Origin of the sequence: Pseudomonas helvetica (genome assembly GCF_039908645.1) — a bacterium.
In the GTDB taxonomy this organism is placed as follows: Bacteria; Pseudomonadota; Gammaproteobacteria; order Pseudomonadales; family Pseudomonadaceae; genus Aquipseudomonas; species Aquipseudomonas helvetica.
Genome location: NZ_CP150917.1, coordinates 6,042,822 through 6,068,117 on the forward strand (window position 1 = coordinate 6,042,822; position 25,296 = coordinate 6,068,117).

Annotated in this window: 22 protein-coding genes; 8 read left to right on the forward strand and 14 right to left on the reverse strand. The window is 57.3% G+C overall.

Going from position 1 to position 25,296, the window contains the following annotated elements; genetic code table 11:
• Positions 1 to 17 precede the first annotated feature (17 nt).
• From panC to AABM55_RS27960, 3 genes are all read left to right on the forward strand, one after another.
• Complete coding sequence (gene panC / locus AABM55_RS27950; RefSeq protein WP_054594545.1) at positions 18 to 893, forward strand: pantoate--beta-alanine ligase; 876 nt, start codon at positions 18 to 20, stop codon at positions 891 to 893.
• A 73-nt stretch (positions 894 to 966) separates the two neighbouring features.
• On the forward strand, positions 967 to 2,223 hold the full coding sequence (locus tag AABM55_RS27955; protein WP_347928281.1) for an aminoacyl--tRNA ligase-related protein: 1,257 nt from the start codon (positions 967 to 969) through the stop codon (positions 2,221 to 2,223).
• A 737-nt stretch (positions 2,224 to 2,960) separates the two neighbouring features.
• A complete protein-coding gene (locus AABM55_RS27960; protein ID WP_347928282.1) occupies positions 2,961 to 3,689 on the forward strand; it encodes a LuxR family transcriptional regulator in 729 nt (242 codons plus the stop codon).
• A 72-nt stretch (positions 3,690 to 3,761) separates the two neighbouring features.
• Here the strand turns inward: AABM55_RS27960 and AABM55_RS27965 are convergent, their stop codons facing one another.
• From AABM55_RS27965 to argE, 10 genes are all read right to left on the reverse strand, one after another.
• Complete coding sequence (locus tag AABM55_RS27965) at positions 3,762 to 3,977, reverse strand: molybdopterin-binding protein (RefSeq protein WP_003177394.1); 216 nt, start codon at positions 3,975 to 3,977, stop codon at positions 3,762 to 3,764.
• Between the two features lie 33 nt (positions 3,978 to 4,010).
• Entirely contained in the window at positions 4,011 to 4,817 is an 807-nt protein-coding gene (ssuB, locus tag AABM55_RS27970) for an aliphatic sulfonates ABC transporter ATP-binding protein (protein ID WP_054594548.1), read from the reverse strand.
• Positions 4,814 to 5,602 carry an aliphatic sulfonate ABC transporter permease SsuC gene (ssuC, locus tag AABM55_RS27975; protein WP_019694158.1) on the reverse strand — a complete coding sequence of 263 codons (789 nt, stop codon included), beginning with the start codon at positions 5,600 to 5,602 and terminating at the stop codon, positions 4,814 to 4,816. The genes ssuB and ssuC overlap by 4 nt, the downstream gene beginning before the upstream one ends.
• Positions 5,603 to 5,610: 8 nt before the next feature.
• Positions 5,611 to 6,759: an FMNH2-dependent alkanesulfonate monooxygenase gene (ssuD, locus tag AABM55_RS27980; RefSeq protein ID WP_007939251.1), complete on the reverse strand. Its 1,149-nt coding sequence runs from the start codon at positions 6,757 to 6,759 to the stop codon at positions 5,611 to 5,613.
• Positions 6,760 to 6,784: 25 nt separating this feature from the next.
• Positions 6,785 to 7,753 carry a sulfonate ABC transporter substrate-binding protein gene (locus AABM55_RS27985; RefSeq protein ID WP_347928283.1) on the reverse strand — a complete coding sequence of 323 codons (969 nt, stop codon included), beginning with the start codon at positions 7,751 to 7,753 and terminating at the stop codon, positions 6,785 to 6,787.
• An 89-nt stretch (positions 7,754 to 7,842) separates the two neighbouring features.
• Positions 7,843 to 8,436, reverse strand: a complete 594-nt coding sequence (ssuE, locus tag AABM55_RS27990; protein ID WP_054594551.1) for an NADPH-dependent FMN reductase — start codon at positions 8,434 to 8,436, stop codon at positions 7,843 to 7,845.
• Between the two features lie 312 nt (positions 8,437 to 8,748).
• Positions 8,749 to 9,387, reverse strand: coding sequence for a peroxiredoxin (locus tag AABM55_RS27995; protein WP_054594552.1), 639 nt, complete (start codon positions 9,385 to 9,387; stop codon positions 8,749 to 8,751).
• Positions 9,388 to 9,677: 290 nt separating this feature from the next.
• Complete coding sequence (locus AABM55_RS28000) at positions 9,678 to 11,030, reverse strand: OprD family porin (RefSeq protein WP_347928284.1); 1,353 nt, start codon at positions 11,028 to 11,030, stop codon at positions 9,678 to 9,680.
• Positions 11,031 to 11,565: 535 nt separating this feature from the next.
• Entirely contained in the window at positions 11,566 to 12,864 is a 1,299-nt protein-coding gene (argA, locus tag AABM55_RS28005) for an amino-acid N-acetyltransferase (RefSeq protein ID WP_054594554.1), read from the reverse strand.
• A gap of 138 nt (positions 12,865 to 13,002) precedes the next feature.
• Positions 13,003 to 14,151 (reverse strand): acetylornithine deacetylase, encoded by a 1,149-nt coding sequence (argE, locus tag AABM55_RS28010; protein ID WP_054594555.1) that lies wholly within the window; start codon positions 14,149 to 14,151, stop codon positions 13,003 to 13,005.
• A gap of 158 nt (positions 14,152 to 14,309) precedes the next feature.
• Here argE and AABM55_RS28015 point away from each other — a divergent pair, with 158 nt between their 5' ends.
• Positions 14,310 to 15,677, forward strand: a complete 1,368-nt coding sequence (locus tag AABM55_RS28015; protein ID WP_054594556.1) for an inorganic triphosphatase — start codon at positions 14,310 to 14,312, stop codon at positions 15,675 to 15,677.
• 202 nt (positions 15,678 to 15,879) lie between these two features.
• Here AABM55_RS28015 and AABM55_RS28020 read toward each other — a convergent pair whose 3' ends face one another.
• A complete protein-coding gene (locus AABM55_RS28020; protein WP_054594557.1) occupies positions 15,880 to 16,350 on the reverse strand; it encodes an Lrp/AsnC family transcriptional regulator in 471 nt (156 codons plus the stop codon).
• 125 nt (positions 16,351 to 16,475) lie between these two features.
• Here AABM55_RS28020 and AABM55_RS28025 point away from each other — a divergent pair, with 125 nt between their 5' ends.
• The 3 genes from AABM55_RS28025 (at position 16,476) to AABM55_RS28035 (ending at position 19,177) form a co-directional block, all read left to right on the forward strand.
• Complete coding sequence (locus AABM55_RS28025) at positions 16,476 to 16,814, forward strand: hypothetical protein (protein ID WP_347928285.1); 339 nt, start codon at positions 16,476 to 16,478, stop codon at positions 16,812 to 16,814.
• A gap of 139 nt (positions 16,815 to 16,953) precedes the next feature.
• Positions 16,954 to 18,735 (forward strand): GspE/PulE family protein, encoded by a 1,782-nt coding sequence (locus tag AABM55_RS28030; RefSeq protein WP_103317784.1) that lies wholly within the window; start codon positions 16,954 to 16,956, stop codon positions 18,733 to 18,735.
• Positions 18,736 to 18,832: 97 nt separating this feature from the next.
• Positions 18,833 to 19,177 carry a DUF2388 domain-containing protein gene (locus tag AABM55_RS28035; protein WP_054594560.1) on the forward strand — a complete coding sequence of 115 codons (345 nt, stop codon included), beginning with the start codon at positions 18,833 to 18,835 and terminating at the stop codon, positions 19,175 to 19,177.
• 262 nt (positions 19,178 to 19,439) lie between these two features.
• On the opposite strand, the gene gcvP is transcribed toward AABM55_RS28035, so the two are convergent.
• Positions 19,440 to 22,313: an aminomethyl-transferring glycine dehydrogenase gene (gcvP, locus tag AABM55_RS28040; protein WP_347928286.1), complete on the reverse strand. Its 2,874-nt coding sequence runs from the start codon at positions 22,311 to 22,313 to the stop codon at positions 19,440 to 19,442.
• A 154-nt stretch (positions 22,314 to 22,467) separates the two neighbouring features.
• Between gcvP and AABM55_RS28045 the strand changes: the two genes are divergently transcribed.
• Positions 22,468 to 23,607, forward strand: a complete 1,140-nt coding sequence (locus AABM55_RS28045) for a DegT/DnrJ/EryC1/StrS aminotransferase family protein (protein WP_103317799.1) — start codon at positions 22,468 to 22,470, stop codon at positions 23,605 to 23,607.
• A gap of 100 nt (positions 23,608 to 23,707) precedes the next feature.
• On the opposite strand, the gene gcvH is transcribed toward AABM55_RS28045, so the two are convergent.
• Together gcvH and gcvT are read right to left on the reverse strand one after the other, a co-directional pair.
• Positions 23,708 to 24,091: a glycine cleavage system protein GcvH gene (gcvH, locus tag AABM55_RS28050; RefSeq protein WP_054594563.1), complete on the reverse strand. Its 384-nt coding sequence runs from the start codon at positions 24,089 to 24,091 to the stop codon at positions 23,708 to 23,710.
• A 51-nt stretch (positions 24,092 to 24,142) separates the two neighbouring features.
• Positions 24,143 to 25,225 (reverse strand): glycine cleavage system aminomethyltransferase GcvT, encoded by a 1,083-nt coding sequence (gene gcvT, locus AABM55_RS28055; RefSeq protein ID WP_347928287.1) that lies wholly within the window; start codon positions 25,223 to 25,225, stop codon positions 24,143 to 24,145.
• Positions 25,226 to 25,296: the final 71 nt, after the last annotated feature.

Sequence of the window (25,296 nt, forward strand, 5' to 3'; positions counted from 1 at the left end):
TTATAAGAGGAACGATAATGGACGTCATCCACACAATTAGCGAATTGAGAACCCACCTGAAGCGTGAGCGAGATAATGGCAAAAGCATCAGCTTCATTTCAACAATGGGGGCATTGCACGCAGGTCATATCAGCCTCGTGGAACATGGAAAAAGCATCAGTGATATCACTGTCGCCGGCATTTTTCTTAATCCATCTCACTTTGCAGAAGGTGAAGACTATGATAAATATCCACGCACTCTGGAGACCGACTGCTCTAAACTGGAAGCTGTAAGATGCGACATTGTATTCGCGCCTTCAGTCAAAGAGATATACCCACTCGGACTGGACTACCAGGCAACCGTCGATGTGCCATTCTTGAGTGAGCAATTTTGCGGTAAAACACGGCCACATTTTTTCAGTGCAATAGCGACTGTTGTCACAAAGCTGCTTAATATAGTGCAACCTGACTTCTCCTTGTTTGGTGAAAAAGACTTTCAGCAACTTGCTGTTTGCCGTCGACTGGTCGAGACATTAAACATTCCAACCCAAGTCATCGGGGTCCCAACCATCAGAGATGATAGCGGTTTAGCCCTGAGCTCACGAAATGGCTATTTGAATGATGCCGAACGGGAACAAGCTTCTCACCTATACCAGGTTTTGCTCAATGCCAAACGAAAAATCCTAGAACGCTCTTCAACATATTCCACAATCGAAAGTGAATCCATAGAGGCATTGACCCGGTTTGGCTTCAAACCGGACTATTTCAGTTTCGCCGATGCGCTCACACTTGAGCCGGCGTCTGACGCTACAACCGATATTGTAATCCTCTGCGCCGCTTATCTCGACTCCGTACGCTTGATAGACAATATCGTCGTCTCAAAAGAAAAGACCGGTGCATCTACCGCTATCTAACCTTCACTAAAATCAGGTTTCCTGGCCTGACTTTCTATTTCTGAAAACACAACAAGTCCAGTAAGGCTCACCTATGAATAGGCTCCCTCTAGAAGACGTTCTTGCAATGTGCAAACAGATCGGTATTTTCAGCTCTTCGTGTTCAATATACGGAGGAATGCCTGGCATTTTCGACTATGGGCCATTGGGTGCAGAAATAAAAATCCACCTAAGAAAGGCCTGGTGGCAAGCAATGGTCTATGACAGGGATGATGTCTACGGTATTGAAGCAGCACTTCTAACCTCGCCCTTATTGCATGAGCACTCCGGCTTTCTTGGCGCTAACTATGAAGAGTTCGGTGTATTCGAGACCCGCATCAAAGATGAAAACAATAACTTATCGCCCTGTCACCTGCGAGTGACGACTGCTCAACATAGCTTCGCCAATTTCGATAATGTAGTGGAGTGGACCCATCCATCCCTTCCTTTTGGTATTGCTCAGATAGGTAAAGCCTTTCGAAACGAACAGCAAGTCACTGACTTCCCCGTACGCATGAGGGAGTTCGAACAGATGGAACTGCAGTATTTTGTTCCCACCGAAAACACCCAAGAGTGGCACGAATTCTGGTTAAAACAACGACTGGACTGGTGGGAACAACAGGGGATCAACTTGCAGAACTTGATCGTGGATGACGTAGTGGCCGACGAACTGGCTCACTACTCTAGTAAAACCTATGATATTCATTATAAACAACCAAACGGGGACATCTTCGAAATTGAAGGTATCGCCGATCGTGGTGACTTTGATTGTGGTTCCCATAGCGGGTCTCAAGACAAACTACACCTCAGTTCTTCCGTCCTACCGAACAACATGTCCACCGCACTCATGGCAATAACACAACCAGGCACTGAGACCTTAATCGCACCGTGCGCCATTGAACCTGCAGCAGGCGTTGACCGGGGGTTGATGGCAGTACTCTTCGAGTCGTTTGTTCGTGTCGATTCATCCGATGGTACAAGCCGTGTTGTTTTGCGTATCAAACCCCATTTAGCGCCTGTCAAGGCATGCCTACACATTCCAAATTCAAATGCGATCTTATCAATAGAAAGCGCCTCTATCATAAAGCACAGGTTACAACGTCTCGCTGCCGGAAAAATCGTTATAGAGATTGGTGGCGACAAACAAAAAGTAACAAAATATCATGACGAAGTCGGCACTCCTTTTTTAATAACCTTGGAAGACAGCATGCTGAACGATAACATCGTTATCGTTCGAGAGAGAGATACCGGGGTAACCGAGCATATGCCCATCGAACAATTTTACATACGTTTTGAGTCGATCTATTCATAATGCACCGCACGCACGCTTTCAGTCCTAAAGCGCCCCACTCAAGTTAACGCCACACTTCACAGCGTTAACTTTCACCTTCCACTCAGGCGCACCTTACGACCATGAAGTCATTCCCAGAACTCAGTGCTGACCAGCACATTCAACATGACGAACTATTAATTCGCATAAGAAACCAACTGTACTTGAACAAAGTAAAAAACCATAAACTCGTACTCCTGTACTTCTCTATTCTCGCAGTGACTTTTTTCGGTAGCAACCTTTCACAGCCATCAACAAAAATATCCATCGCCTATCAAATATTCCTTTTCCTATCCGTCGTTTTTTTCTGCCTCTCGACCACTCTTTTCCTTCGAGAAAGTCGCTTAGAAGAAAAAGCATACCGCGACTTATCCCTTTATTTATCAACCTTACCCGGCCCGACAACCCTGCTATCCTATCAATACATTGACAATTTCAGGACTCATATACTTTACATTGAATACAATGATAAGAACCAATGCAATTGGTGTTACAGCATCAAATCATCTGCAGAGGCTGGCCTGGAGATTATCGATTCAAGAAAGCCGCGCCCTCATCAAAACTCAACAAAACCGGTGTCATGACTGCTCCTCCATGGCAACGCTCACCAAGCGTATTTTCCAACATACATCGCCCCTTCAAACAAGTTAATCCCCAGCCCTCATATAACAGCCGGGTTATCCACCTTGAATTAGTTACTCACCACAAGTTGCCTCTATATGGATATAGACAATAAGCCACACAATAACAACCTACCGAAGCTGATCGCGCGCCTCAAATTGAGTCTTGAGTTAGAGATCCGAAAAAAAGGCTTCAGACGATTCACTTATTTTATCGCAAGGAAAGCAAATCTTCGAAACCCATTCCTCATGAGCAATTACCCTGAACACTGGATAGAAGAATACATGCTCAGAAATCATCATCTCACTGATCCTGTCATCCAGTTCGGACTTCGCTCGATTGCACCATTTTCTTGGGCTGAATGCAGAATCAAAGCAGATAACTCCGGCTTCAACTTTTTCGAAAAGCCGAGGAGCTATCGTCTTACAGATGGATATTGCTTTACGCTTCATGATGCCAACGGCTGCTTTTCCCTACTTAGTGTCTGCGACAGGTTCGACCCTGCGCTATTTCATATTCTCGAGCAACAAAAATCCGAGCTCCAAATGCTGCTCATTCGAGCCCATCAACTTATGAACATTAGCCCACGAGTACTTGACTTCATATTTCCAGAGAGTTCAACCAAACCACTGACTCAACGAGAACACGAAATATTGAAATGGGCGTGCATCGGAAAGACATACTCCGAAATTTCACTAATAACCAGTATTAGCGTACGCACAGTAAAATTTCACATGAGCAATATTGTAGACAAGCTTGATGTTACCAATGCCAAGCATGCTATATCCAAAGCTCAGCAAGATGGTCTGTGCTTACAAATGCGTTAGCGCCCCCCTGGAAGCAGCACATAAAAAACCCCGAAGAGCTCAAGCCGTCCGGGGCTGTGTGTGACACATCGATCACAACTTGGCGATCGACACCTCGGTGGATTTCACGAAAGCGATCACTTCGCTGCCAATCGCCAGTTCCAGCTCTTTGACCGAGCGCGTGGTGATGACCGAGGTGACGATGCCAGACGCGGTCTGAACGTCGATCTCCGAGAGCACGTCGCCCTCGACGATTTCCTTGATAGTGCCTTTGAACTGGTTGCGAACGTTGATGGCTTTGATCGTCATGATGTTGATTCCTGTCGTTGGGAGAACATTGGGTCAGTGAGCCCAGCGCAACTGCGTGGGCAAGGGTGAAACAGGTTCCGGCGCCGGCGGTGAACCCGGCAGTGACAGCACGCGGTTGAGCACCTCGGTTTCCAGCGCTGCCAGCCGATGGGAACCACGGACTCGAGGGCGCGGCAGTTCGACCTGCAGGTCGAGGCCGATTTCGCCTTCTTCGATCAGCAACACCCGGTCGGCAATCGCCACCGCCTCGCTGACGTCGTGGGTCACCAGCAACACAGTAAAACCGTGCTGTTGCCAAAGGCGTTCGATCAGTTGCTGCATTTCAATCCGGGTCAGTGCATCCAGTGCGCCCAGCGGTTCATCGAGCAACAGCAAGCGCGGCTGATGGATCAGCGCCCGCGCCAAGGCCACCCGCTGCTTCTGCCCGCCGGACAATGCGGCCGGCCATTCATCGGCGCGATCTGCCAGGCCCACGGCATCCAGTGCGTCCAGCGCCTGCTGGCGCCAATCGCCCTTGAGCCCGAGGCCGACGTTGTCGATGACCTTTTTCCAAGGCAGCAAACGCGCCTCCTGAAACATCAACCGGGTGTCTTCGCGCGCCTCATCGAGTGACGCGGAACCGGCCAACAGCTCACCATCCGTGGGTTGATCAAGGCCCGCCAGTAAACGCAGCAAGGTACTTTTACCGCAGCCGCTGCGACCGACCACGGCCACGAACTGACCGGCCGGAATGTGCAGATCAATCTCGCGCAGCACCTGCCGTGCACCAAAGGTTTTTTGCAGCTTGCGCACCACCAGCGGAATTCCGCGCAGCAGGCGTGGAGGTTGTTGCGCCGTCATGCTGCACCGCCCTTAACCACTTGATAGGCCGGATGCCAGCGCAACCAGACCCGCTCCAGACCACGCGCCGCAAGGTCGGCCAATTTGCCGAGCACCGCGTACAAAACAATCGCCAGCACCACCACATCCGTCTGCAAGAACTCCCGGGCATTCATCGCCAGGTAGCCGATGCCGGAGCTGGCGGAGATGGTTTCAGCGACGATCAGGGTCAGCCACATGAAGCCCAGGGCAAAGCGCACGCCCACCAGAATCGACGGCAGCGCGCCCGGCAGAATCACCTGACGGAACAGGCTGAAACCGGACAGGCCATAACTACGCGCCATCTCCACCAGAGCCGGGTCAACATTGCGAATGCCGTGATAGGTGTTGAGGTAGATCGGGAACAAAGTCCCCAGCGCCACCAGGAAAATCTTCGCCGACTCATCAATCCCGAACCAGAGGATCACCAGCGGAATCAGCGCCAGATGCGGCACGTTGCGGATCATCTGCACCGAACTGTCGAGCAGGCGTTCGCCCCATTTCGACAAGCCAGTGATGAAACCCAATGCCAGACCGATACCGCCGCCAATCACAAAACCAATGCCGGCACGCCAGCCGCTGATCGCCAGGTGTTTCCAGATTTCGCCGCTGCGCACCAGGCTCACGCCCGCCTCGATCACCGCGCTGGGGGCCGGCAAAATCCGTGTCGACAACCAGCCCGCCGACACCGACAACTGCCACACCGCCAGTAGCAGCACCGGCAAGGCCCACGGCGCGAGGCTGTGGATAAGCTTTTCCCTTTTCATGGCGCGCCTCAGCTCTGGGACGCGGCTTTGGGAAGAATGTCGTTGGCGACCATCTCGCCGAACGGGCTGACGTAACCGGCGCTTTTCGGCAGCTCGGGACGCTCGATGTCGAGGTGCGGGAACAACAACTCCGCGACCCGATACGATTCCTCCAGATGTGGGTAGCCCGAGAAGATAAAGGTATCGATGCCCAGGTCTGCGTATTCCTTGACCCGCGCGGCCACGGTTGGGCCATCGCCGACCAATGCGGTGCCGGCACCGCCACGCACCAGACCGACGCCGGCCCAGAGGTTCGGGCTGACCTCAAGATTGTCGCGACTGCCGCCGTGCAGCGCGGCCATGCGCTGCTGGCCGACTGAGTCAAAACGCGCCAACGAGGCTTGAGCACGAGCAATGGTGTCGTCATCCAGATGGGAGATCAACCGATCCGCCGCCTGCCAGGCTTCAGCGTTGGTTTCGCGGACAATCACATGCAAACGAATGCCAAAACGCACGGTGCGCCCGAGCTTCGCGGCCTTGGCGCGTACCTGTTCGATTTTCTCGGCGACGGCGGCCGGTGGCTCACCCCAGGTCAGGACCATTTCGACCTGCTCGGCTGCCAGATCCTGAGCCGCTTCCGAGGAGCCACCGAAGTACAGCGGCGGACGCGGTTGCTGGATCGGCGGATAGAGCAATTTCGCGCCCTTCACGCTGATGTGCTGACCGTCGTAGTCGACCGTCTCGCCTTCCAGCACCCGACGCCAGATCCGGGTGAACTCCACCGAGGCCTGATAGCGTTCTTCGTGACTGAGGAACAATCCATCGCCGGCCAGTTCTTCTGGATCACCACCGGTCACCAGGTTGAACAGCGCACGCCCTCCGGACAAGCGATCCAGGGTCGCCGCCTGGCGCGCGGCCACCGTCGGGGAAATGATCCCGGGGCGCAACGCGACCAGAAACTTCAAGCGCTGGGTGACCGGAATCAGCGATGCAGCCACCAGCCACGAGTCTTCGCATGAACGTCCGGTGGGAATCAGCACCCCGCCAAAACCCAGGCGATCCGCCGCTTGGGCGACTTGCTGCAAATAACCGTGGTCGACGGCGCGAGCGCCTTCGGCGGTGCCAAGGTAATGGCCGTCGCCGTGGGTAGGCAGGAACCAGAAAATATTAAGGCTCATGGAGTGGTCTCCTAAGGAAATCGAATTACGGCGCAGTGGCAACGGCTGCCGGTGGCGTCCAGATCACGTCTTTGATGCTCAAGGGTTTCGGAATCAATTTGAGCTGGTAGAAGCTGTCGGCAATTTTCTGCTGGGCCGCGATCACTTGCGGTGTGAGGAGATGCGCGCCGAAGCCCTGGCGTTTCACTGCGGTCAGGGTGATGTCTGCCGGCAAGCCGAGCAGTGGCGAGACTTGTTGCGTGACTTCTTCAGGGTTGGCTTTGGACCATTCGCCGATGGTGCGGACTTCTTCCACCAGGGCCTTGATCACGGCCGGATGTTTTTCGGCGTAAGGCTTGGTCGCCAGGTAGAACTGATGGTTGTCGACGATGCCGATGCCGTCGCGCAGGGTGCGTGCATGCAGTTGTTGTTCGGCGGCAGCCTGGTACGGGTCCCAGATCACCCAGGCATCGACGCTGCCGCGTTCGAACGCCGCACGGGCATCGGCCGGTGGCAGGAATACGGTTTGAATGTCGGTGTACTTGAGGCCGGCATCTTCCAGTGCGCGTACCAGCAGGTAGTGCACGTTGGAGCCTTTGTTGAGGACGACTTTCTTGCCCTTGAGGTCCTGCACCGATTTGATCGCCGAGTCTTTCGGCACCAGGATCGCTTCGCTGGTTGGCGCGGGTGGCTCGTAAGCGACGTAGAGCAGGTCGGCACCGGCCGCCTGAGCGAACACCGGTGGAGTTTCGCCGGTCACGCCGAAATCGATCGAGCCGACGTTCAGCCCTTCGAGCAGTTGCGGGCCGCCGGGGAATTCCGTCCATTGCACGCTGATGCCTTGGGCGCCGAGGCGTTTTTCCAGCGAGCCGCGAGCTTTGAGCAGCACCAGGGTGCCGTACTTTTGATAGCCGATTCGCAAGGTCTCGGCCGCTTGAGCTTGAACAATGACGCCGAAGGACACAGCCGCAGCAAACAGAGCGACCAGACCACGACGCAAAATGACAGTGCGCATAGCGCTCTCCTTTTTGCAGTAGGGTTTTGGCTGCACCTGCTTGCCCGTTAGCGGGCGAGTAAGGCGAGTACATCAAATTCGGGTAAGGCTTAAATGCTCCAGCGAGCACTCAACAAACGTTCATTCAACAGGTTTGGGTCCAGTGGTTTTGGCCGACGGGCCATGGCACTGAAGAACTGCTCCAGCGCCTCAACCAAGCGCTGCTCCAGTGCCGGCGACAACTGCGCCTGCGCACTGCCTTCGCCGTAAGCGATCTGGCTGTCTTCGGCGAAAATCCCGTGGAGCATTTCCTGGGCTTTTAGCGCCGACAGCACCGGCTTGAGCGCGTAATCCACGGCCAGCATGTGGGCGATGCTGCCGCCAGTGGCCATGGGCAGTACAACCTTGTGGCTCAGGGCGCGCTCCGGCAGCAGATCCAGCACGGTTTTCAGTGCGCCGGAAAACGACGCCTTGTAGACCGGCGTGGCAATCAACAAGCCATCAGCGTTTTCAATCTGTTGCAGCAGGTCGACCACCTTCGGGCTGTCGAAGCGCGCGTGCAGCAAGTCTTCGGCCGGGAAGTCCCGTACCTGATAACTCACCACCTCTACGCCTTGTTGCTGCAACCAGCGTTGGGAGCGATCCAGCAGCACCCCGGAGCGGGAGCGTTGGCTGGGACTTCCTCCGAGTGAGACGACCAACATGCGGCTATTCCTTAAGCGTTTCCGGCGATTCGCAGTGTGCGATCTCGCGACAATGGGCAGACCTTACCAGTTGATTTATATATCCATAAATCATATTTATTTATGTATTTATTCTTTAAATGCATATGCAGAAAAACGTTTTCCTGGCGAAAAAAAAGGCCGTCGAAACGGCCTGAAATCCCCTGCTTTGTGGATACGGACAAACCCTTGCAGGAGCAAGGCCTGCCCGCGATGACGTCATCCCTGACGACAGAAACACCGAGTCGTTCTCATCGCGGGCAAGCCTTGCTCCTACAGGGGTGGTATTTCAAATTAGCGATTCGGCTGTGGCGTCAGGCGCAGGTATGGTTTCACTGCGCGGTAGCCTTTAGGGAAGCGTTTGCTGATTTCCTCTTCATCCTTCAACGACGGCACGATCACCACTTCATCTCCGTCCTGCCAATTAGCCGGGGTGGCCACTTTGTAGTTGTCGGTGAGTTGCAACGAGTCGATCACCCGCAGGATCTCGTGGAAGTTGCGTCCGGTACTGGCCGGATAGGTGATGGTCAGGCGAACCTTCTTGTTCGGATCGATGACGAACAGCGAACGCACGGTCAGGGTGTCGTTGGCATTCGGGTGGATCAGGTCATAGAGATCGGAGACCTTGCGGTCGGCGTCGGCGAGGATCGGGAAGTTGACAAGGGTGTTCTGGGTTTCGTTGATGTCTTCGATCCACTTGTGGTGCGAGTCCACCGGGTCGACCGAGAGTGCAATGGCCTTGACGCCGCGCTTGGCGAATTCATCCTTGAGCCTGGCGGTGAACCCCAGCTCCGTGGTGCACACCGGCGTGAAGTCCGCCGGATGGGAAAACAGCACGCCCCAGCTATCGCCCAGCCACTGGTGAAAACGGATGGTACCGGCGCTGGAATCCTGTTCGAAATCGGGGGCAATATCGCCCAGTCTGAGGCTCATGGTGCTGCTCCTGGTGAGTGCGTGATGAGCCTACTGTGCCTATTGTCGACAGCTATTAAAAAGAATAAATATCGATTTATTTAGATCCAAAGTGAATATTAAACATCTATTCACTGGACGCATACCCGAGTGAAGATCACTCTTGGAACCAGGGTTCGAGAAGGCCTTGAGTTGCTGCAAAGAGGGAAGTGAAGGCGGGCCTGCGGGGGTGGGCCCGACTTGAAACGCAAAAGCCCCGCCAGGCTTGCGCCGAGCGGGGCTTTTTATACAGGCTTACAAACGTCTGGGTATTACAACAGCGGGATCGAGTAGCTGACGATCAGGCGGTTTTCGTCCTGGTCGCGGGTGTTAGCAAGGTCGGTGCGCCACATGGCGTTTTTCCAGGTAAAGCCGAGGTTTTTCAGCGGACCTTCTGGAATCACGTAAGCCAGGCTCAGGTCACGTTCCCACTCGGTTTTGTCGCCAGTAGCGGTGTCGATGCCGTTGCCACGCAGGTAGATCACACCGGCGGTCAGGCCAGGTACGCCGACCTTGGCGAAGTCATAGGCGTAGCGAGCTTGCCAGGTACGTTCGCCAGCGCGGGAAAACTTCTGGATCTGCATGTCAGTGATGGTGCTGTTCGACGAGCCGTCACCCTGGTTCAGATAAGGGAAATCGCTGTCGCCGCTGCTGACCTGATAGCCGCCGCCGAAGGTATGACCTTCAACCGAGTACAAAGCCAGGTAGCTGTACAGGTCGTTGTCGACCTTGCCTTTGGTCAGCGATTTTGGGGTGTCTGGGTAGTAACCCGAGGTGAAGTAGTTTTTGTCGTTGCCGTTGGCACCGTTGTCGCGGCTACGGTAGTAGCGCAGGTCACTTTTCAGCACGCCAGGACCGATGGACCAGTTGTGCACCAGGCCCAGGAAGTTCTGCGAGTAGAAGTCCTTCAGCTCGCCGTAGTAGTACGAGGCGGTCAGGTCTTTGGTGAGCTTGTAGTCAGCACCACCGTAGTAGAACTTGTTGCTGAACTTGCCCGCGTCGTAGTTGGAGCTGCCGTTGGCACCGGCGATCGACAGACCTTCGTCGTTGCTGGAGTTGCGGCCTTTGGCCTCGTTGATCTCGCCTGCAGTCAGGGTCAGGTCCTTGATCTCGTTGGACTTGATCTCGCCACCGGTGAAGGTTTGTGGCAACAGACGACCATCGTTGTACTTAATGACCGGGTTGTTCGGTTGCAGGGTGCCGATTTTCAGCTCGGTCTGGGAGATTTTGACCTTACCGGTCAGACCCAGGCTGGCGAATTCGTTAACAGCCTCCTTGCCATCACTTGGGAATACAGTGCCACCGGAAGCAGTACCGTTGTAGTTACCGTGATTTTCACGGCTGGAGTCCAAACGCACGCCATACAGGCCAATGGCGTCAACACCGAACTGGACAGTACCTTGGGTGTAACCCGAGATAAAGCGCAGATCGAAGCCTTGACCCCATTCTGCGTTCTTGCTTCTGGTGTTAGACGAAGCCGATGGTTGGCCGTCACGGTTATCGGTGTTGATGTAGAAGTTACGCAGACCCAAGGTCGCCTTACTGTCTTCGATGAAACCGGCGGCGCTTGCCTGCTGCGCCAAAACCCCTACGGCCACAGCCAGGGCCAAGGTGGACTTATTCATGTTTCGCTCCTCTACGTTTCTAATTTTTGTGCACTTTGGTCCAGGATCTGACGCCCCGGTTCCCATCGATGCGCGATTAGCGCAAGACCGTGACCGATAAGTCAATCGTAAGCAGTCACGTCTACGACCTTGGTCTAATCGCCGTGTTTGATCCGTTCAGGTTAGTGAATTTCTCATAAACCCAAAAAGAATTATTTATTCATTTTTCATACGATTCGGGAATATAGATCAACACGCCTGAACCGAACCGGATGCTGAGGTATCGGCCCATGAGCTAATTCCTAAATGGTATTTACAAACGCTTCTTTAATTCCATTCGTGCTCACGTAATTCCTCTTACGTCAATCACGATCAAATAAGCGACGCCATCATGGCGAAACGTGCATCTTCCCGTCAAATTGTTACAGTTTGTATACCGTTGTAATTTTTTTTACCGCCCGTCCGGCAAGCACTGCAACGGGCGACAAAAAGGCAGAAACGATCGACTCATTACCCCGGTCGGTTAGTACCTGGGGCGAAGTCTAGGCGCCGCAGGTTACAGAGTCTTTTCGAAGATCTTCGAATTACGCTGATAGTTGTACAGCGAGGCCCGGGCCGACGGCAGGCGCTCGACGCTGCTAGGCACAAAGCCACGCTCGCGGAACCAGTGCGCAGTCCGGGTAGTGAGGACGAACAGGGTTTTGAGCCCCTGAGCACGAGCCCGGGTCTCGATCCGTTCCAGCAATTCATCACCACGGCCGCCATGGCGGTATTCCGGGTTTACCGCCAGACAGGCCAGTTCCCCGGCATCCGAGTCAGCGATCTGATACAACGCCGCACAGGCGATGATCATGCCTTCACGCTCAACCACGCTGAATTGCTCGATTTCGCGCTCCAGCACTTCGCGTGAGCGACGCACCAGAATCCCCTGCTCTTCCAGCGGACTGATCAGATCCAGCAAACCACCGACGTCTTCGATAGCCGCTTCGCGCACTACCTCGAACTGCTCCTGGGCCACCAGCGTCCCGCCACCGTCACGGGTGAAGAGTTCGGTCAGCAGCGCGCCGTCTTCGGCATAACTGACAATATGGCTACGGCCCACACCACCACGGCAAGCTTCGGCCGCCGCATCCAGCAACTCGGCCTGATAGTTCGAGCCCAGACGCTGCAAGTGCGCCGGCACCTGTTGTGGACGCAGCTCGCGGACCAGACGGCCGTTTTCATCGATCAGCCCCGGGTCCGCGCCGAACAGCAGCAGCTTGTCGGCGCCCAGATCGATGGCGGCGCGAGTGGCGACGTCTTCGCAGGCCAGGTTGAAGATTTCCCCGGTCGGCGAGTAGCCCAGCGGTGACAGCAATACGATAGAGCGCTCATCCAGCAAACGGTTGATGCCCTTGCGGTCGACCCGACGCACTTCGCCGGTGTGGTGATAGTCGATACCTTCGAGCACACCGATTGGCCGTGCGGTCACCAGATTGCCGCCAGCCACCCGCAGACGCGAGCCCTGCATCGGCGAAGACGCCATGTCCATCGACAAGCGTGCTTCGATGGCAATGCGCAGTTGCCCCACCGCATCGATCACGCACTCCAGGGTCGCCGCATCGGTGATGCGCATCCCGTGGTGGTAATGCGGAGTCAGGCCACGTGCGGCGAGACGGGTTTCAATTTGCGGACGCGAACCGTGAACCAATACCAGCCGCACACCCAGGCTGTGCAGCAGCACCAGGTCGTGGACGATATTGCCGAAGTTCGGATGCTCGACGCCGTCGCCGGGCAGCATGACGACGAAGGTGCAGTCGCGGTGAGCGTTGATGTAAGGGGAAGCGTGACGAAGCCAGTTAACGTATTCGGGCATAACACCTGCGCCTGTAACAAATAGCAGCCGATAAAAAGGACGAAGCAAAACGCACAGCGGGCTGGTGGTTATCGTCGGAACAGGCTTGGCGACACGCGCGTTCTCCTCATGAATACAGGTTGGGTGCCCCGGGATTTATCAAGCCGGGGTCAGGCAGTAGTGTTCGATCAGTTGACGTAATAGATGCACGGTAGGCTGCAAACGTGACATTTCAAGGTATTCCCCTGGTTGGTGGGCGCAGGCGATATCGCCTGGGCCAAGCACCAATGTCTCGCAGCCAAGACGCTGAAGATAAGGCGCTTCAGTGCCGAACGCTACTGCTTCGGCAAGGTGGCCGGTGAGTCTTTCGGCGACCTGCACCAGTTCCGAGTCGGCCGCCTGCTCGAACGGCGGCACTTCAGGGAACAGCGGAGCGTAATCGATCTTTACCTGATGGAGCTCGGCGACCGGTTCGAGTTTCTGCCGGATCGCCGCACGCAATGCGTTCGGGTCCATGCCCGGCAAGGGCCGCAGGTCAAATTCCAGCGAGCATTGACCGCAGATCCGGTTCGGGTTGTCGCCACCGTGGATGCAGCCGAAATTCAGTGTCGGTTGCGGCACGCTGAACTGCGGATTGTGAAACTCGCGCTGCCATTGCAGACGCAAGCCGCGTAACTCGCCCATCGCATCGTGCATGGCCTCCAGAGCACTATGGCCCAGGCGCGGGTCGGACGAATGGCCGCTCTGACCGAGAATGTCGATGCGTTCCATCATCACGCCTTTATGCATACGGATCGGTTTCAAGCCAGTTGGCTCACCGATCACCGCTACCCTGCCCAATGGACGGCCGGCAGCAGCCAAGGCCCGGGCACCCGCCATGGAGCTTTCTTCGTCACAGGTGGCGAGGATCATCAGCGGCTGCTTGAACGGTTTGTCCAGCAGCGGCAACACGGCTTCGATGGCCAGCGCGAAAAAGCCCTTCATGTCGCAACTGCCGAGGCCGACCCAGCGGCCGTCGACTTCGGTCAGTTTCAGCGGATCGGTCTGCCACAGCGCGCCGTCGAACGGCACCGTGTCGCTGTGTCCGGCCAGTACCAGCCCACCGGGACCGCTGCCAAAACTGGCGAGCAAGTTGAATTTGCCGGGGCTGACTTGCTGGATATCACACGAAAAGCCCAGGTCACCGAGCCAGGTCGCCAGCAAATCAATGACCGCGCGATTGGATTGATCGAGGCTGGGTTGGGTGCAACTGACGGACGGTGCGGCGATCAGTGCAGCGAACTGATCTTTCATGGACGGCAAAGGCATCGCTGACTCCCAACTCCCAAGATGAACCCTCATCATAGAGCCATCCTGCGGCAGGAATAAACCGTCGCGGCGCGTAGGTTTAATGAGTGCTGTACACTGCACGGCCTTGGCAGCCACACATTCCCCCGGCTGCGCTCCCGATCCTGGATTTTCCGGCCATGCAGAAAGAAACCGAAATCAAACTCCGCGTCAGCCGCGAAACCCTCGCCGCCCTGCGCGAGCACCCGCTACTGAAAAAACGCAACAAAAGTGGCTGGGAACGCCGTGAGTTGATGAACCAGTACTTCGACACGCCAGAACGTGACCTGGCCCGCGCCAAGGTCGCCCTGCGCCTGCGCCGCGATGGCGAAGAAGTCATTCAAACGCTCAAGACCCGTGGTCACAGTGTCGCCGGTCTGTCCGAGCGTAACGAATACGACTGGAATCTGCCCAAAGCCAAGCTCGATGTGAAAAAACTCGACGGCGAATGCTGGCCCGAAGAGCTGGCCGAACTGGACAAGAAAACCCTGAAGGCCATTTTCACCACTGATTTCGTGCGCGAACGCGCAGAAATCGCCTGGGGCCGTGGCAAGACCAAAGTGGTCATCGAAGCCGCGCTGGACCTGGGCCACGTGATTGCCGGCAAGCAGAAAGAAGAGATCTGCGAACTGGAGCTGGAGCTGCGCGAAGGCGAGCCCGCGGCATTGCTGGAACTGGCCGCCGAACTGGCCGCGACCCTGGCGCTGATGCCATGCGATATCAGCAAAGCCGAGCGCGGCTACCGCCTGTTCGACGCCAACAGTTATTCATTGAGCCTGCCGGCGCCGGAGTTGACCTTCGAACTGCCGCTGGACGACGCGTTCGCCGCATTGAGCTGGCACTTGCTGGGCAGCAGCCAGCGTCTGGCCGAGCAATATCGCTTCAACGGCCACTGGCGCCTGCTGCAGGACTGGGTCGAAAACCTGGCTGAATTGCGTGCGCTGCTCAGCAGCCTGGGTCAAGCCGCACCACGTCAGTCGACTCACGACTTGCGCGTGGCGCTGGATGCCTTGCTGGAAGACTGGCGTCCGTTGGTACAGGCTGGCCTGGACGACGAAGACGTGCGCAAAGCCGCGCCGGAGCAGTTCCTCGAAGAACTCGAAGACCCGCGCTGGGGCCAGTTCTCGCTGAACACCTCGCGCTGGTTGCTGGCCCGCACCTGGACTGCCGATCGCAACGTTCGCGGCAATCGCCAAGGTGCTGCACAACTGGGTAACTGGTTGCCGCGCCTGCTGGGCGAAGAAGCGACGTCCCTGCAATTGCAGCGCTATCAGCAACAACCGGAAGACCTGGCCGAGCAACTGCCGCGTATCGAACGCATCCAGGCCTGGCTGCACCATGCCCGCAACGTGCTGGACATCCCGGAAATGGATCGCCTGTACGGTGAACTGAACAAACTCGCGCAACTGGCCAATGAGCCGATCACCGACGAAGTGCTGGACGCACGCAAGCAGCAGGCAATTGCGGTGTATCAGAACCGCGCATGGAAGATGTTGTTACGTATGTAATCCCACCTGAGGCGAGTGAATACCTGTGGCGAGGGGGCTTGTCGGAACGCCGCACCGCCTCGTTCGGTTGCGCAGCGGCCGCAAACCCGGTGTCCGTGTAATGCCGAATTCACCGCGTTGGTCGGGTTTGGGAGTCCTGCGGCCTCCAACGGGGGCAAGCCCCCTCGCCACAAGCACCCTTTAGCCACACACTCACACCGCCTCAGCGCAACACCGGCAAACTCGTCGTGGACTTGATCTCCGACAAGGCCACGATCGAGTTGACCTCCTGAATCCCCGGCACCATCGACAGCTTCTCGAAGAAGAAGCGCTCATAGGCTTCGATGTCTGCCGTGACGATCCGCAACAGAAAATCCACCGCGCCCATCAGCACATAACACTCCAGCACCTCCGGAAAACCGCGAATCGCCTCGGTGAACTCCGTGAAGTTCGAACGCCCGTGGGCGTTGAGTTTGATTTCGGCGAAGATTTGCGTGTTGAGGCCGATTTTCTTGCGATCGAGCAAGGTCACCTGCCCGCGAATAACCCCCTCCTCCTTCATCCGCTGAATGCGCCGCCAGCACGGCGACTGCGATAACCCGACCTGCTCGGCAATCTGCGCACTGGAAAGCGAGGCATCCTCTTGCAGCAGTGCCAGAATCCGGCGGTCATACGCGTCAAGCTCGCTATGCATAGAAAAACCCGTAAAGACATTATTTGAGAATTGAACAAGTCGATTGAAAGCCAATTAACCCCATCATAGATAAGAAATACCCGGTACCAAATGTAAAAATTTCTCCAGTGTTTTGGAGACCGACCATGCCCCCGCTCGAAGCCGTCAGCAACACCCCTACCCGCGCCGATGTATGGAACGTCAGTAATGCGCATTGTCGCGTGCACTACCAACTGCTGGCCGAGGCCGAACCGGACGTGTTGTGTCGTGCGCTGAATCTGTTCGCGTTGCAGTTTCTGGTTCCGCAGCAGGTCAATGTGCTGCGCGACGACGACCTGCTGTCGATCGGTATCGTCATGGACGGCCTGAGCTGGCACCGCGCCCAGGTCATCGCGGAAAAATTACGTAACCTGATCAGTGTCTGCTCAGTGGAACTGCAAGCGGCTGATTCGCAATGGGTTCAGCCTGCACAGGCCGCCGGCTGAAGCGTTCCGGTAAAGACTCGCAACGATGAATCGGCCGACAACCGAACGGCCGGTCCTGCGGGGACTATTCTTGGCATCTGTGGTCAGAGACGCACCTGTCTACACCATACGTGCAGGATCGTTTCCATAAGGAGCCCGGATGCCCGTTCAACTCGCCACTCAGGATCGCTGGCTGGATCTCAATGACCTGCTGCGCGAACTGGTCGCCCAAGGCTTCATCAGCCAGGACTCGGCCGAACACGCGCTGACCACTCGCCGCAATGCCAGCAACAGCCAGTTGCACCCGCTGGAGTTCCTTGCCAGTCAACACCTCGACGACCTCAGCCGCCCCGGTAAACGCCTGGATCTGGAAAGCCTGACCCTGTGGCTCTCGCAGCAGGCCGGCCAGCCTTACTTGCGCATCGACCCGCTGAAAATAAACGTCGCGCAAATTACCTCGCTGATGTCTTACGCCTTTGCCCAGCGCCACAAGATCCTCGCGGTAGCGATCGACCGCGACGCCGTCACTGTCGCTAGCGCGCAGCCTTATGTGCGCAGCTGGGAAGCCGACCTGACCCACGTTCTACAGTTGCCGATCAAACGGGTAGTGGCCAACCCGGCGGATATCCAGCGCTTCAGCGTGGAATTCTTCCGCTTGGCCAAGTCGGTCAGCGGCGCGACCAATGCCGATCAGCAAATGAACACCCTGGGCAACTTCGAACAGTTGCTCAACCTCGGCGCCAGCGATCAGGAACCGGACGCCAACGACGCGCACATCGTCAACATCGTCGACTGGTTGTTCCAGTACGCTTTCCAGCAACGCGCCAGTGATATCCACATCGAACCACGGCGCGAGCAAGGCACCGTGCGCTTTCGCATCGACGGCGTATTGCACAACGTCTATCAATTTCCACCGCAGGTGACCATGGCGATCGTCAGTCGCCTGAAGAGCCTGGGGCGGATGAACGTCGCGGAAAAGCGCAAACCCCAGGATGGCCGGGTCAAGACCAAGACTCCGGACGGCGGCGAAGTAGAGTTGCGGCTGTCGACGCTACCCACGGCATTCGGGGAAAAAATGGTCATGCGGATCTTCGATCCGGAAGTGCTGCTCAAGGACTTCGACCAGCTCGGGTTTTCCGCCGATGATCTGCGCCGCTGGCAGGACATGACCCGCCAGCCCAACGGCATCATTCTGGTCACCGGGCCGACCGGTTCGGGCAAGACCAGCACGCTCTACACCACACTGAAAAAACTCGCGACGCCAGAGATCAACCTCTGCACCATCGAAGACCCGATCGAAATGGTCGAGCCGGCGTTCAATCAGATGCAGGTCCAGCACAACATCGACCTGACCTTTGCCAGCGGCGTGCGCGCGCTGATGCGACAAGATCCGGACATCATCATGATCGGCGAGATCCGCGACCTCGAAACCGCCGAAATGGCTATTCAAGCGGCACTCACCGGGCACCTGGTGTTGTCGACCCTGCACACCAACGACGCACCGAGCGCCATCAGCCGCTTACTGGAACTCGGCGTGCCGCATTACCTGATCAAAGCCACCCTGCTGGGAGTCATGGCGCAACGTCTGGTCCGTACGCTGTGCCCGCACTGCAAGGCACCGCTGACGCTGGGCGAAGACGATTGGCAAACCTTGACCCGTCCCTGGCAAGCACCGCTGCCAGGCAACGCCCAACGTGCGATTGGCTGCCTGGAGTGCCGCGACACCGGTTATCGCGGACGCGCCGGGGTCTACGAAATCATGCAAATGACCGACAGCGTCAAAGCCCTGATCAACCCCGACACCGACCTGCTCGCAGTCCGTCGCCAGGCGTTCAAGGAAGGCATGCGCAGCCTGCGGCTGTCGGGCGCACAAAAAGTCGCGGCGGGGCTGACGACAATTGAAGAGGTGCTGCGAGTGACGCCGCAGAGTGAGCAGAAATAGAGGGGTTATCCTGGTCGAACACGCCGATGAACGCTACGGAACTCGTTTGGGGTATTGGCAATCCAACCTGCCAGAAATCCCACTGGAGTCACCCATAATGCGTTTTAAACTTGCTGCCGCTACGTTTGCCTTGCTTTCCCTGTCTATCGGTTCAGCAATGGCCCATGACCGTGGCCGTGACCACGACCATGACGGCATCTTGCAAGAAGTTATTTCCTCAGGTGCGACCACCGCGTCCACCTACCTGACCTCCAGGGATCACAAGCTGGTCGTCGCCGCTCAGGACGACGCCAGCAGCTTCGTGGCCAGTGACGGCAATATCCGTGGTCCGTATCTGGAATCCGCCATGCAGAAAGTCCGTGCCGACAACCCGGGTTTGAAGGCTACCGACATGGAATTGGCCAACGCAATCCTGGCCAAGAACGCGGTCGCCCCGGAATAATTCTGTTGCTGTAAAAATGCCGCTCTCAAGAGCGGCATTTTTTTGCCTGTTCATTTGTGAAACCGGTGGGACGCAACACTCGTGGCGAGGGAGCTTGCTCCCGCTGGGGTGCGAAGCGGCCCCAAAACCTGACACCACATACCTTCAGGTAGAACGCGTGTACCAGCTTCACGACTGCTGCGCAGCCGAGCGGGAGCAAGCTCCCTCGCCACAACTATGTATCGCAGGTGGGCAATCACTGCGCTCACGCAAGTGGTATCTCTCAGCGGTATTCGTCCACCGGCACGCAGGCGCAAAACAGGTTGCGATCCCCGTAAACGTTGTCCACGCGGTTCACCGTCGGCCAGTACTTATGCAGCCTGGTGTGCGCGTCCGGGGTCACCGCTTGTTCGATGCTGTAGGGCCGATCCCAGACGCCGGTAATGTCCGCCAACGTATGCGGAGAGCGTTTCAGCGGATTGTCCTCGGCAGACCAATTGCCATTCTGCACCTCGGCAATTTCCGCGCGAATACTCAGCATCGCGCTGATAAAGCGATCCAGTTCCGCCTTGGATTCGCTTTCAGTAGGCTCGACCATCAACGTACCCGGCACCGGGAAAGACATGGTCGGTGCATGGAAACCGTAATCCATCAGTCGCTTGGCGACGTCTTCTTCACTGATACCGGTTTGCACCTTGAGCGGTCGCAAGTCGAGGATGCATTCGTGCGCCACCCGCTCGTTGCGCCCGGTGTAGAGCACCGGGAACGCACCGGACAAATGTTTTGCCAGGTAATTGGCCGAAAGAATCGCCACTTCACTGGCATCCGCCAACTGCGGCCCCATCATCGCGATGTACATCCAGCTGATCGGCAAAATGCTCGCACTGCCCCAAGGCGCCGCGCTGACTGCGCCATTCTGCGGATGGGGTCCCTCGATCGGCACCACCGGGTGATTGGCAACAAACGGCGCCAAATGTGCCCGCACCCCAATCGGCCCCATCCCCGGCCCGCCTCCGCCATGGGGAATGCAGAAAGTCTTGTGCAGGTTCATGTGTGAGACATCGGCGCCGATATCCGCCGGGCGAGCCAACCCGACCTGTGCATTGAGGTTGGCGCCGTCCATGTACACCTGACCGCCATGGCTGTGGATAACTTCACAGATTTCGCTGATGCCCTCTTCGTACACCCCATGGGTCGAAGGGTAAGTGGCCATCAGGCAGGAAAGCTTGTCGCCAGCAGCCGTCGCCTTGGCTTTCAGGTCATCGAGATCAACGTTACCGGCATCGTCGCAGTCGACGATCATCACCCGCATCCCGGCCATCTGCGCCGAGGCCGGGTTGGTGCCGTGGGCAGACGCGGGAATCAGGCAGATGTCACGTGCGCCTTGCTGACGGCTTTCATGGTATTTGCGGATCGCCAGCAACCCGGCGTATTCACCTTGGGCGCCGGAGTTGGGCTGCATGCAGATCGCATCAAAACCGGTAATCGCGCAGAGCCAGCTCTCCAGTTCGCTGATCATCAGCGAATAACCCACCGCCTGCTCTTTCGGCGCAAAGGGGTGCAGGTTGGCGAACGCTGGCCAGGTGATCGGGATCATTTCGCTGCTGGCATTGAGCTTCATGGTGCAGGAGCCCAGCGGAATCATCGACTGGTTGAGTGCCAGGTCCTTGTTTTCCAGCTGCTTGAGGTAACGCAACATTTCAGTTTCGCTGTGATGGGCGTTGAACACCGGATGCCGCAAATACGGCGTGGTCCGCAACAAGCCGTCGGGAACCCCGGAGATCAGCTGTTCGCCATCCAGTTCGGCGACATCAAGCCCGTGATCTGCGCCCAGGAACACATCAAACAGCTTCGCCACCGTGTGTTCATCGCAGCTCTCGTCGAGACTCAAGCCAACTTGCCCGCGCCCAAGAATCCGCAGATTGATCTGCGCCGCTTTGGCGCTGTCGATGATTGCGGTCTGGCTGCCGCCGACTTCCAGGGTCAAGGTGTCGAAGAAGTGCTGGTTGAGCCGGGTGATACCGTTGCGCTCAAGCCCGGCGGCGAGAATGCACGTTAGCCGGTGTACCCGTTGCGCAATCCGTTTAAGCCCCTGCGGGCCATGGTAGACCGCATAAAAACTGGCGATATTGGCCAGTAATACCTGGGCCGTGCAGATGTTCGAATTGGCCTTCTCGCGACGGATGTGTTGCTCGCGGGTTTGCAGGGCCATACGCAGCGCGACGTTGCCGCGAGCATCTTTCGAAACGCCAATGATCCGCCCGGGGATCGCTCGTTTGTATTCATCGCGGCTGGCGAAAAACGCTGCGTGAGGGCCGCCGTAGCCCATCGGCACACCAAAGCGCTGGGACGAGCCGAATACCACGTCAGCGCCCATTTCACCCGGCGGCGTCAGCAACAACAGGCTCAGCAGATCAGCTGCAACGCAGGCCAGCGCCTGCTGCGCATGCAAGTGATCGATCAGCGGGCGCAGGTCGCGGATTTCGCCATGGGTATCGGGGTACTGCAGCAGCGCGCCGAATACCTGATGCTGTTTCAGGTTATCCACAGCGTCGACGATCAGTTCGAAGCCAAAGCCTTCAGCGCGGGTCTTCACCACGGAAATGGTTTGTGGATGACAGTTCTCGTCGACGAAGAACAGATTGCTTTTCGACTTCGCGACACGCTTGGCCAGTGCCATGGCTTCGGCCGCCGCCGTGGCTTCGTCGAGCAGCGAGGCGTTGGCCAGCTCCAGGCCCGTCAGGTCGATGGTCAATTGCTGGAAATTGAGCAACGCTTCGAGTCGCCCCTGAGCAATTTCCGGCTGATAGGGGGTGTAGGCGGTGTACCAACCGGGATTTTCCAGCACGTTGCGCAAGATCACCGCAGGTGTCAGGGTGCCGTGGTAACCCATGCCGATCAGGCTGGTCCAGACCTGATTCTGTTCGGCATAGCCGCGCAGCTTTGCCAACGCGGCCTCTTCATCGAGCGCAGGCGGCAAGTCCAGTACGCGATTGAGGCGAATTCCCGGCGGCACCGTCTGCTCGATCAGCTCGACACGGCTACCAAGCCCGAGGCTGTCGAGCATCGCCTGCTGCTCGGCGGTGTCCGGCCCCAGGTGGCGCCGCAGAAAGGCATTCGGGTCTCGTAACTGGCTCAAGGATGGCAACTGGGACATGACGGGCTCTCTCTTGAATGGCGCTCAACGTCGATGCAACTCGATCAAAGCAGCATAGCTCCCCCTGTGCACTCGGCATGGCGTCTTTGCTCAATCAGGCTCATCATGTGCGGCGCATATATCTACCGTCAGCTAATCGGGTGCACTGATCGTCATGAGCCAACTGCCTTTTCTGCCGTTTTCCAAACCTACTATCGATGAAGCCACGATTGCCGCGGTCGGCGATGTCTTGCGCTCCGGCTGGATCACCAGCGGGCCCAAGGTTCAGGCGTTCGAAGCCCAGCTCTCGGAGTTTTTTGGCGGCCGTCCGGTGCGCACGTTCAACTCCGGGACCTGCACCATGGAGATCGCCCTGCGCATCGCCGGGATCGGTGCCGGTGACGAAGTCATCACCACGCCGATTTCCTGGGTCGCCACAGCCAACGTGATTCTCGAAGTCGGCGCCACCCCGGTGTTTGCCGACATCGACCCGATCACCCGCAACATCGACCTGGACCAGCTCGAAGCGGCCATTACCCCGCGTACCAAGGCCATTATCCCGGTGTTCCTCGCCGGTTTGCCGGTGGACATGAGCCGCCTGTACGCGATCGCCAAGAAACACGGCCTGCGCATTATCGAAGACGCCGCCCAGGCATTGGGTTCGAGCTGGAATGGGCAGCGCATCGGCGCCACCGGCGACTTCGTGTCGTTCAGCTTCCAGGCGAACAAGAACGTCACCTCCTCGGAAGGTGGCTGCCTGGTATTGAACAATGCTGAAGAAGTGCGCCTGGCCGAGAAATATCGCCTGCAAGGCGTGACCCGTACCGGCTTCGACGGCCTGGACGTCGACGTGCTGGGCGGCAAGTTCAACATGACCGACGTGGCAGCAGCCATTGGCCTGGGCCAATTCGCCCACATCGAAGCCATCACCGCTCACCGCCGCGAACTGGCCAAGCATTACTTCGCCTGCTTCGGCAGCGATTTCGAGGCCAAATACGGTGCGCAGCTGCCACCGGCAGACTTCACCAACAGCAACTGGCACTTGTTCCAGCTGGTACTGCCAGAGCGCAAGGACGGCAAACCGGCCCGTGCGACCTTCATGGAGCAAATGCAGGAACTGGGCGTCGGCATCGGCTACCACTACCCGCCGATCCACCTGCTGAGCCTTTACCGCGAACGCGGTTTCAAGGAAGGCATGTTCCCGGTGTCCGAGCGTGTCGGTCGCCTGATCGTCTCGCTGCCGATGTTCACGGCCATGAGCAAAAGCGATGTCGAGCGTTCAGTGGCGGCGGTGAAGGCTGTATTGCAGGCTTGAGAGCAACGCTTTTGTAGGAGCGGGGGGCGCCTAGCCCTTGCCGGCGATGGCGATCTTGAGAGCGCTATCGCCGGCAAGCCGTGCTCCTACGGGGCGAGCATTACTCGCCGATGGCGTGCTTGTAGCCAGTCGGGTCGAGCAACTTGTCCAGCTCGGAGGTATCCGTTGGCTCGAGTTTGAAGAACCAGCTGTCGTATGGCGCGCTGTTGACCAGCTCCGGGCTGTTGGCCAACTCTTCGTTAACGGCAATGACTGTACCGGAGACCGGCGAGTAGATGTCCGAAGCGGCCTTGACCGACTCGACTACGCCCGCCGCTTCACCGGCAGCGAAGACTTTGCCGATTTCCGGCAGCTCGACGAACACCACATCGCCCAAGGCTTCCTGAGCATGGTCTGAAATACCGACTTTTACGCCGCCATCTTCGTCCAGACGGGCCCATTCGTGACTTTCGGCAAAACGCAGGTCTACAGGAATTTCACTCATGTTCTGTGTCCTCAAGAAGAAATGTCAGCGGTGTTGGCCCGCCAGAAAAAGTTAGATCAGGGTTTTGCCATGACGCACGAAGGTCGGTTTGACTACCCGAACCGGGTACCACTTGCCACGAATTTCCACTTCTGCCCGGTCGGCCGTTGCCATCGGCACCCGCGCCAGGGCAATCGATTTGCTAAGCGTAGGAGAGAAACTACCACTGGTGATCTCTCCTTCGCCAACATCAGCGATGCGAACCACCTGATGGGCACGTAAAACCCCGCGCTCTTCGAGCACCAGACCAACCAGTTTTTGCTTCACCCCTGCTGCCCGTTCAGCCTCCAGCGCGGCCCGGCCAATGAACTGACGAGTGGCCGGTTCCCAGGCAATGCTCCAGGCCATATTGGACGCCAGCGGTGAGACAGCCTGATGAATGTCCTGGCCGTAGAGGTTCATCCCGGCCTCAAGACGCAGCGTGTCGCGGGCGCCGAGGCCTATCGGCGATATGCCTGCACCGACCAGATCGTTGAAGAATCCCGGCGCCTGCTCGGCCGGCAGGGCTATCTCCAGACCGTCTTCGCCGGTGTAACCGGTACGGGCGATGAACCAGTCGCCGTCACACTGACCTTCAAACGGTTTGAGCTGCTGGATCAGAGTGCCACGGGACTGGGTCACCAGTTCGGCGATCTTTTGCCGCGCCTGAGGACCTTGAATCGCCAGCATCGCCAACTCGCTGCGCTCGTGCAGTTGCACCTGATAATTGCCGAGCTGGGCCTGCATCCAGGCCATGTCCTGATCACGGGTGGCGGCGTTCACCACCAGGCGGTAAGCATCGTCCAGGCGATAAACGATCATGTCGTCGACCACCCCGCCCCGCTCATTGAGCATGGTGCTGTACAAGGCACGGCCGACGCTGTGCAGACGTTCGACATCATTGGCCAGCAAATGCTGGAGCCAGGCCTTGGCCTGAGGGCCGCTGACATCGATTACGGTCATATGGGAAACATCGAAAACCCCACAGTCGCGGCGCACCTGATGGTGTTCCTCGACCTGTGAGCCGTAATGCAATGGCATATCCCAACCGCCAAAATCGACCATCTTCGCGCCAAGTGCGAGATGAAGGTCATACAGAGGCGTACGCTGTCCCATGGGTTTCTCCTTCCGGGCGTGGCGAAGGTACGGACAGGCGCTGTATGGTTGAAAGCCTTGAAGTAGAAGGC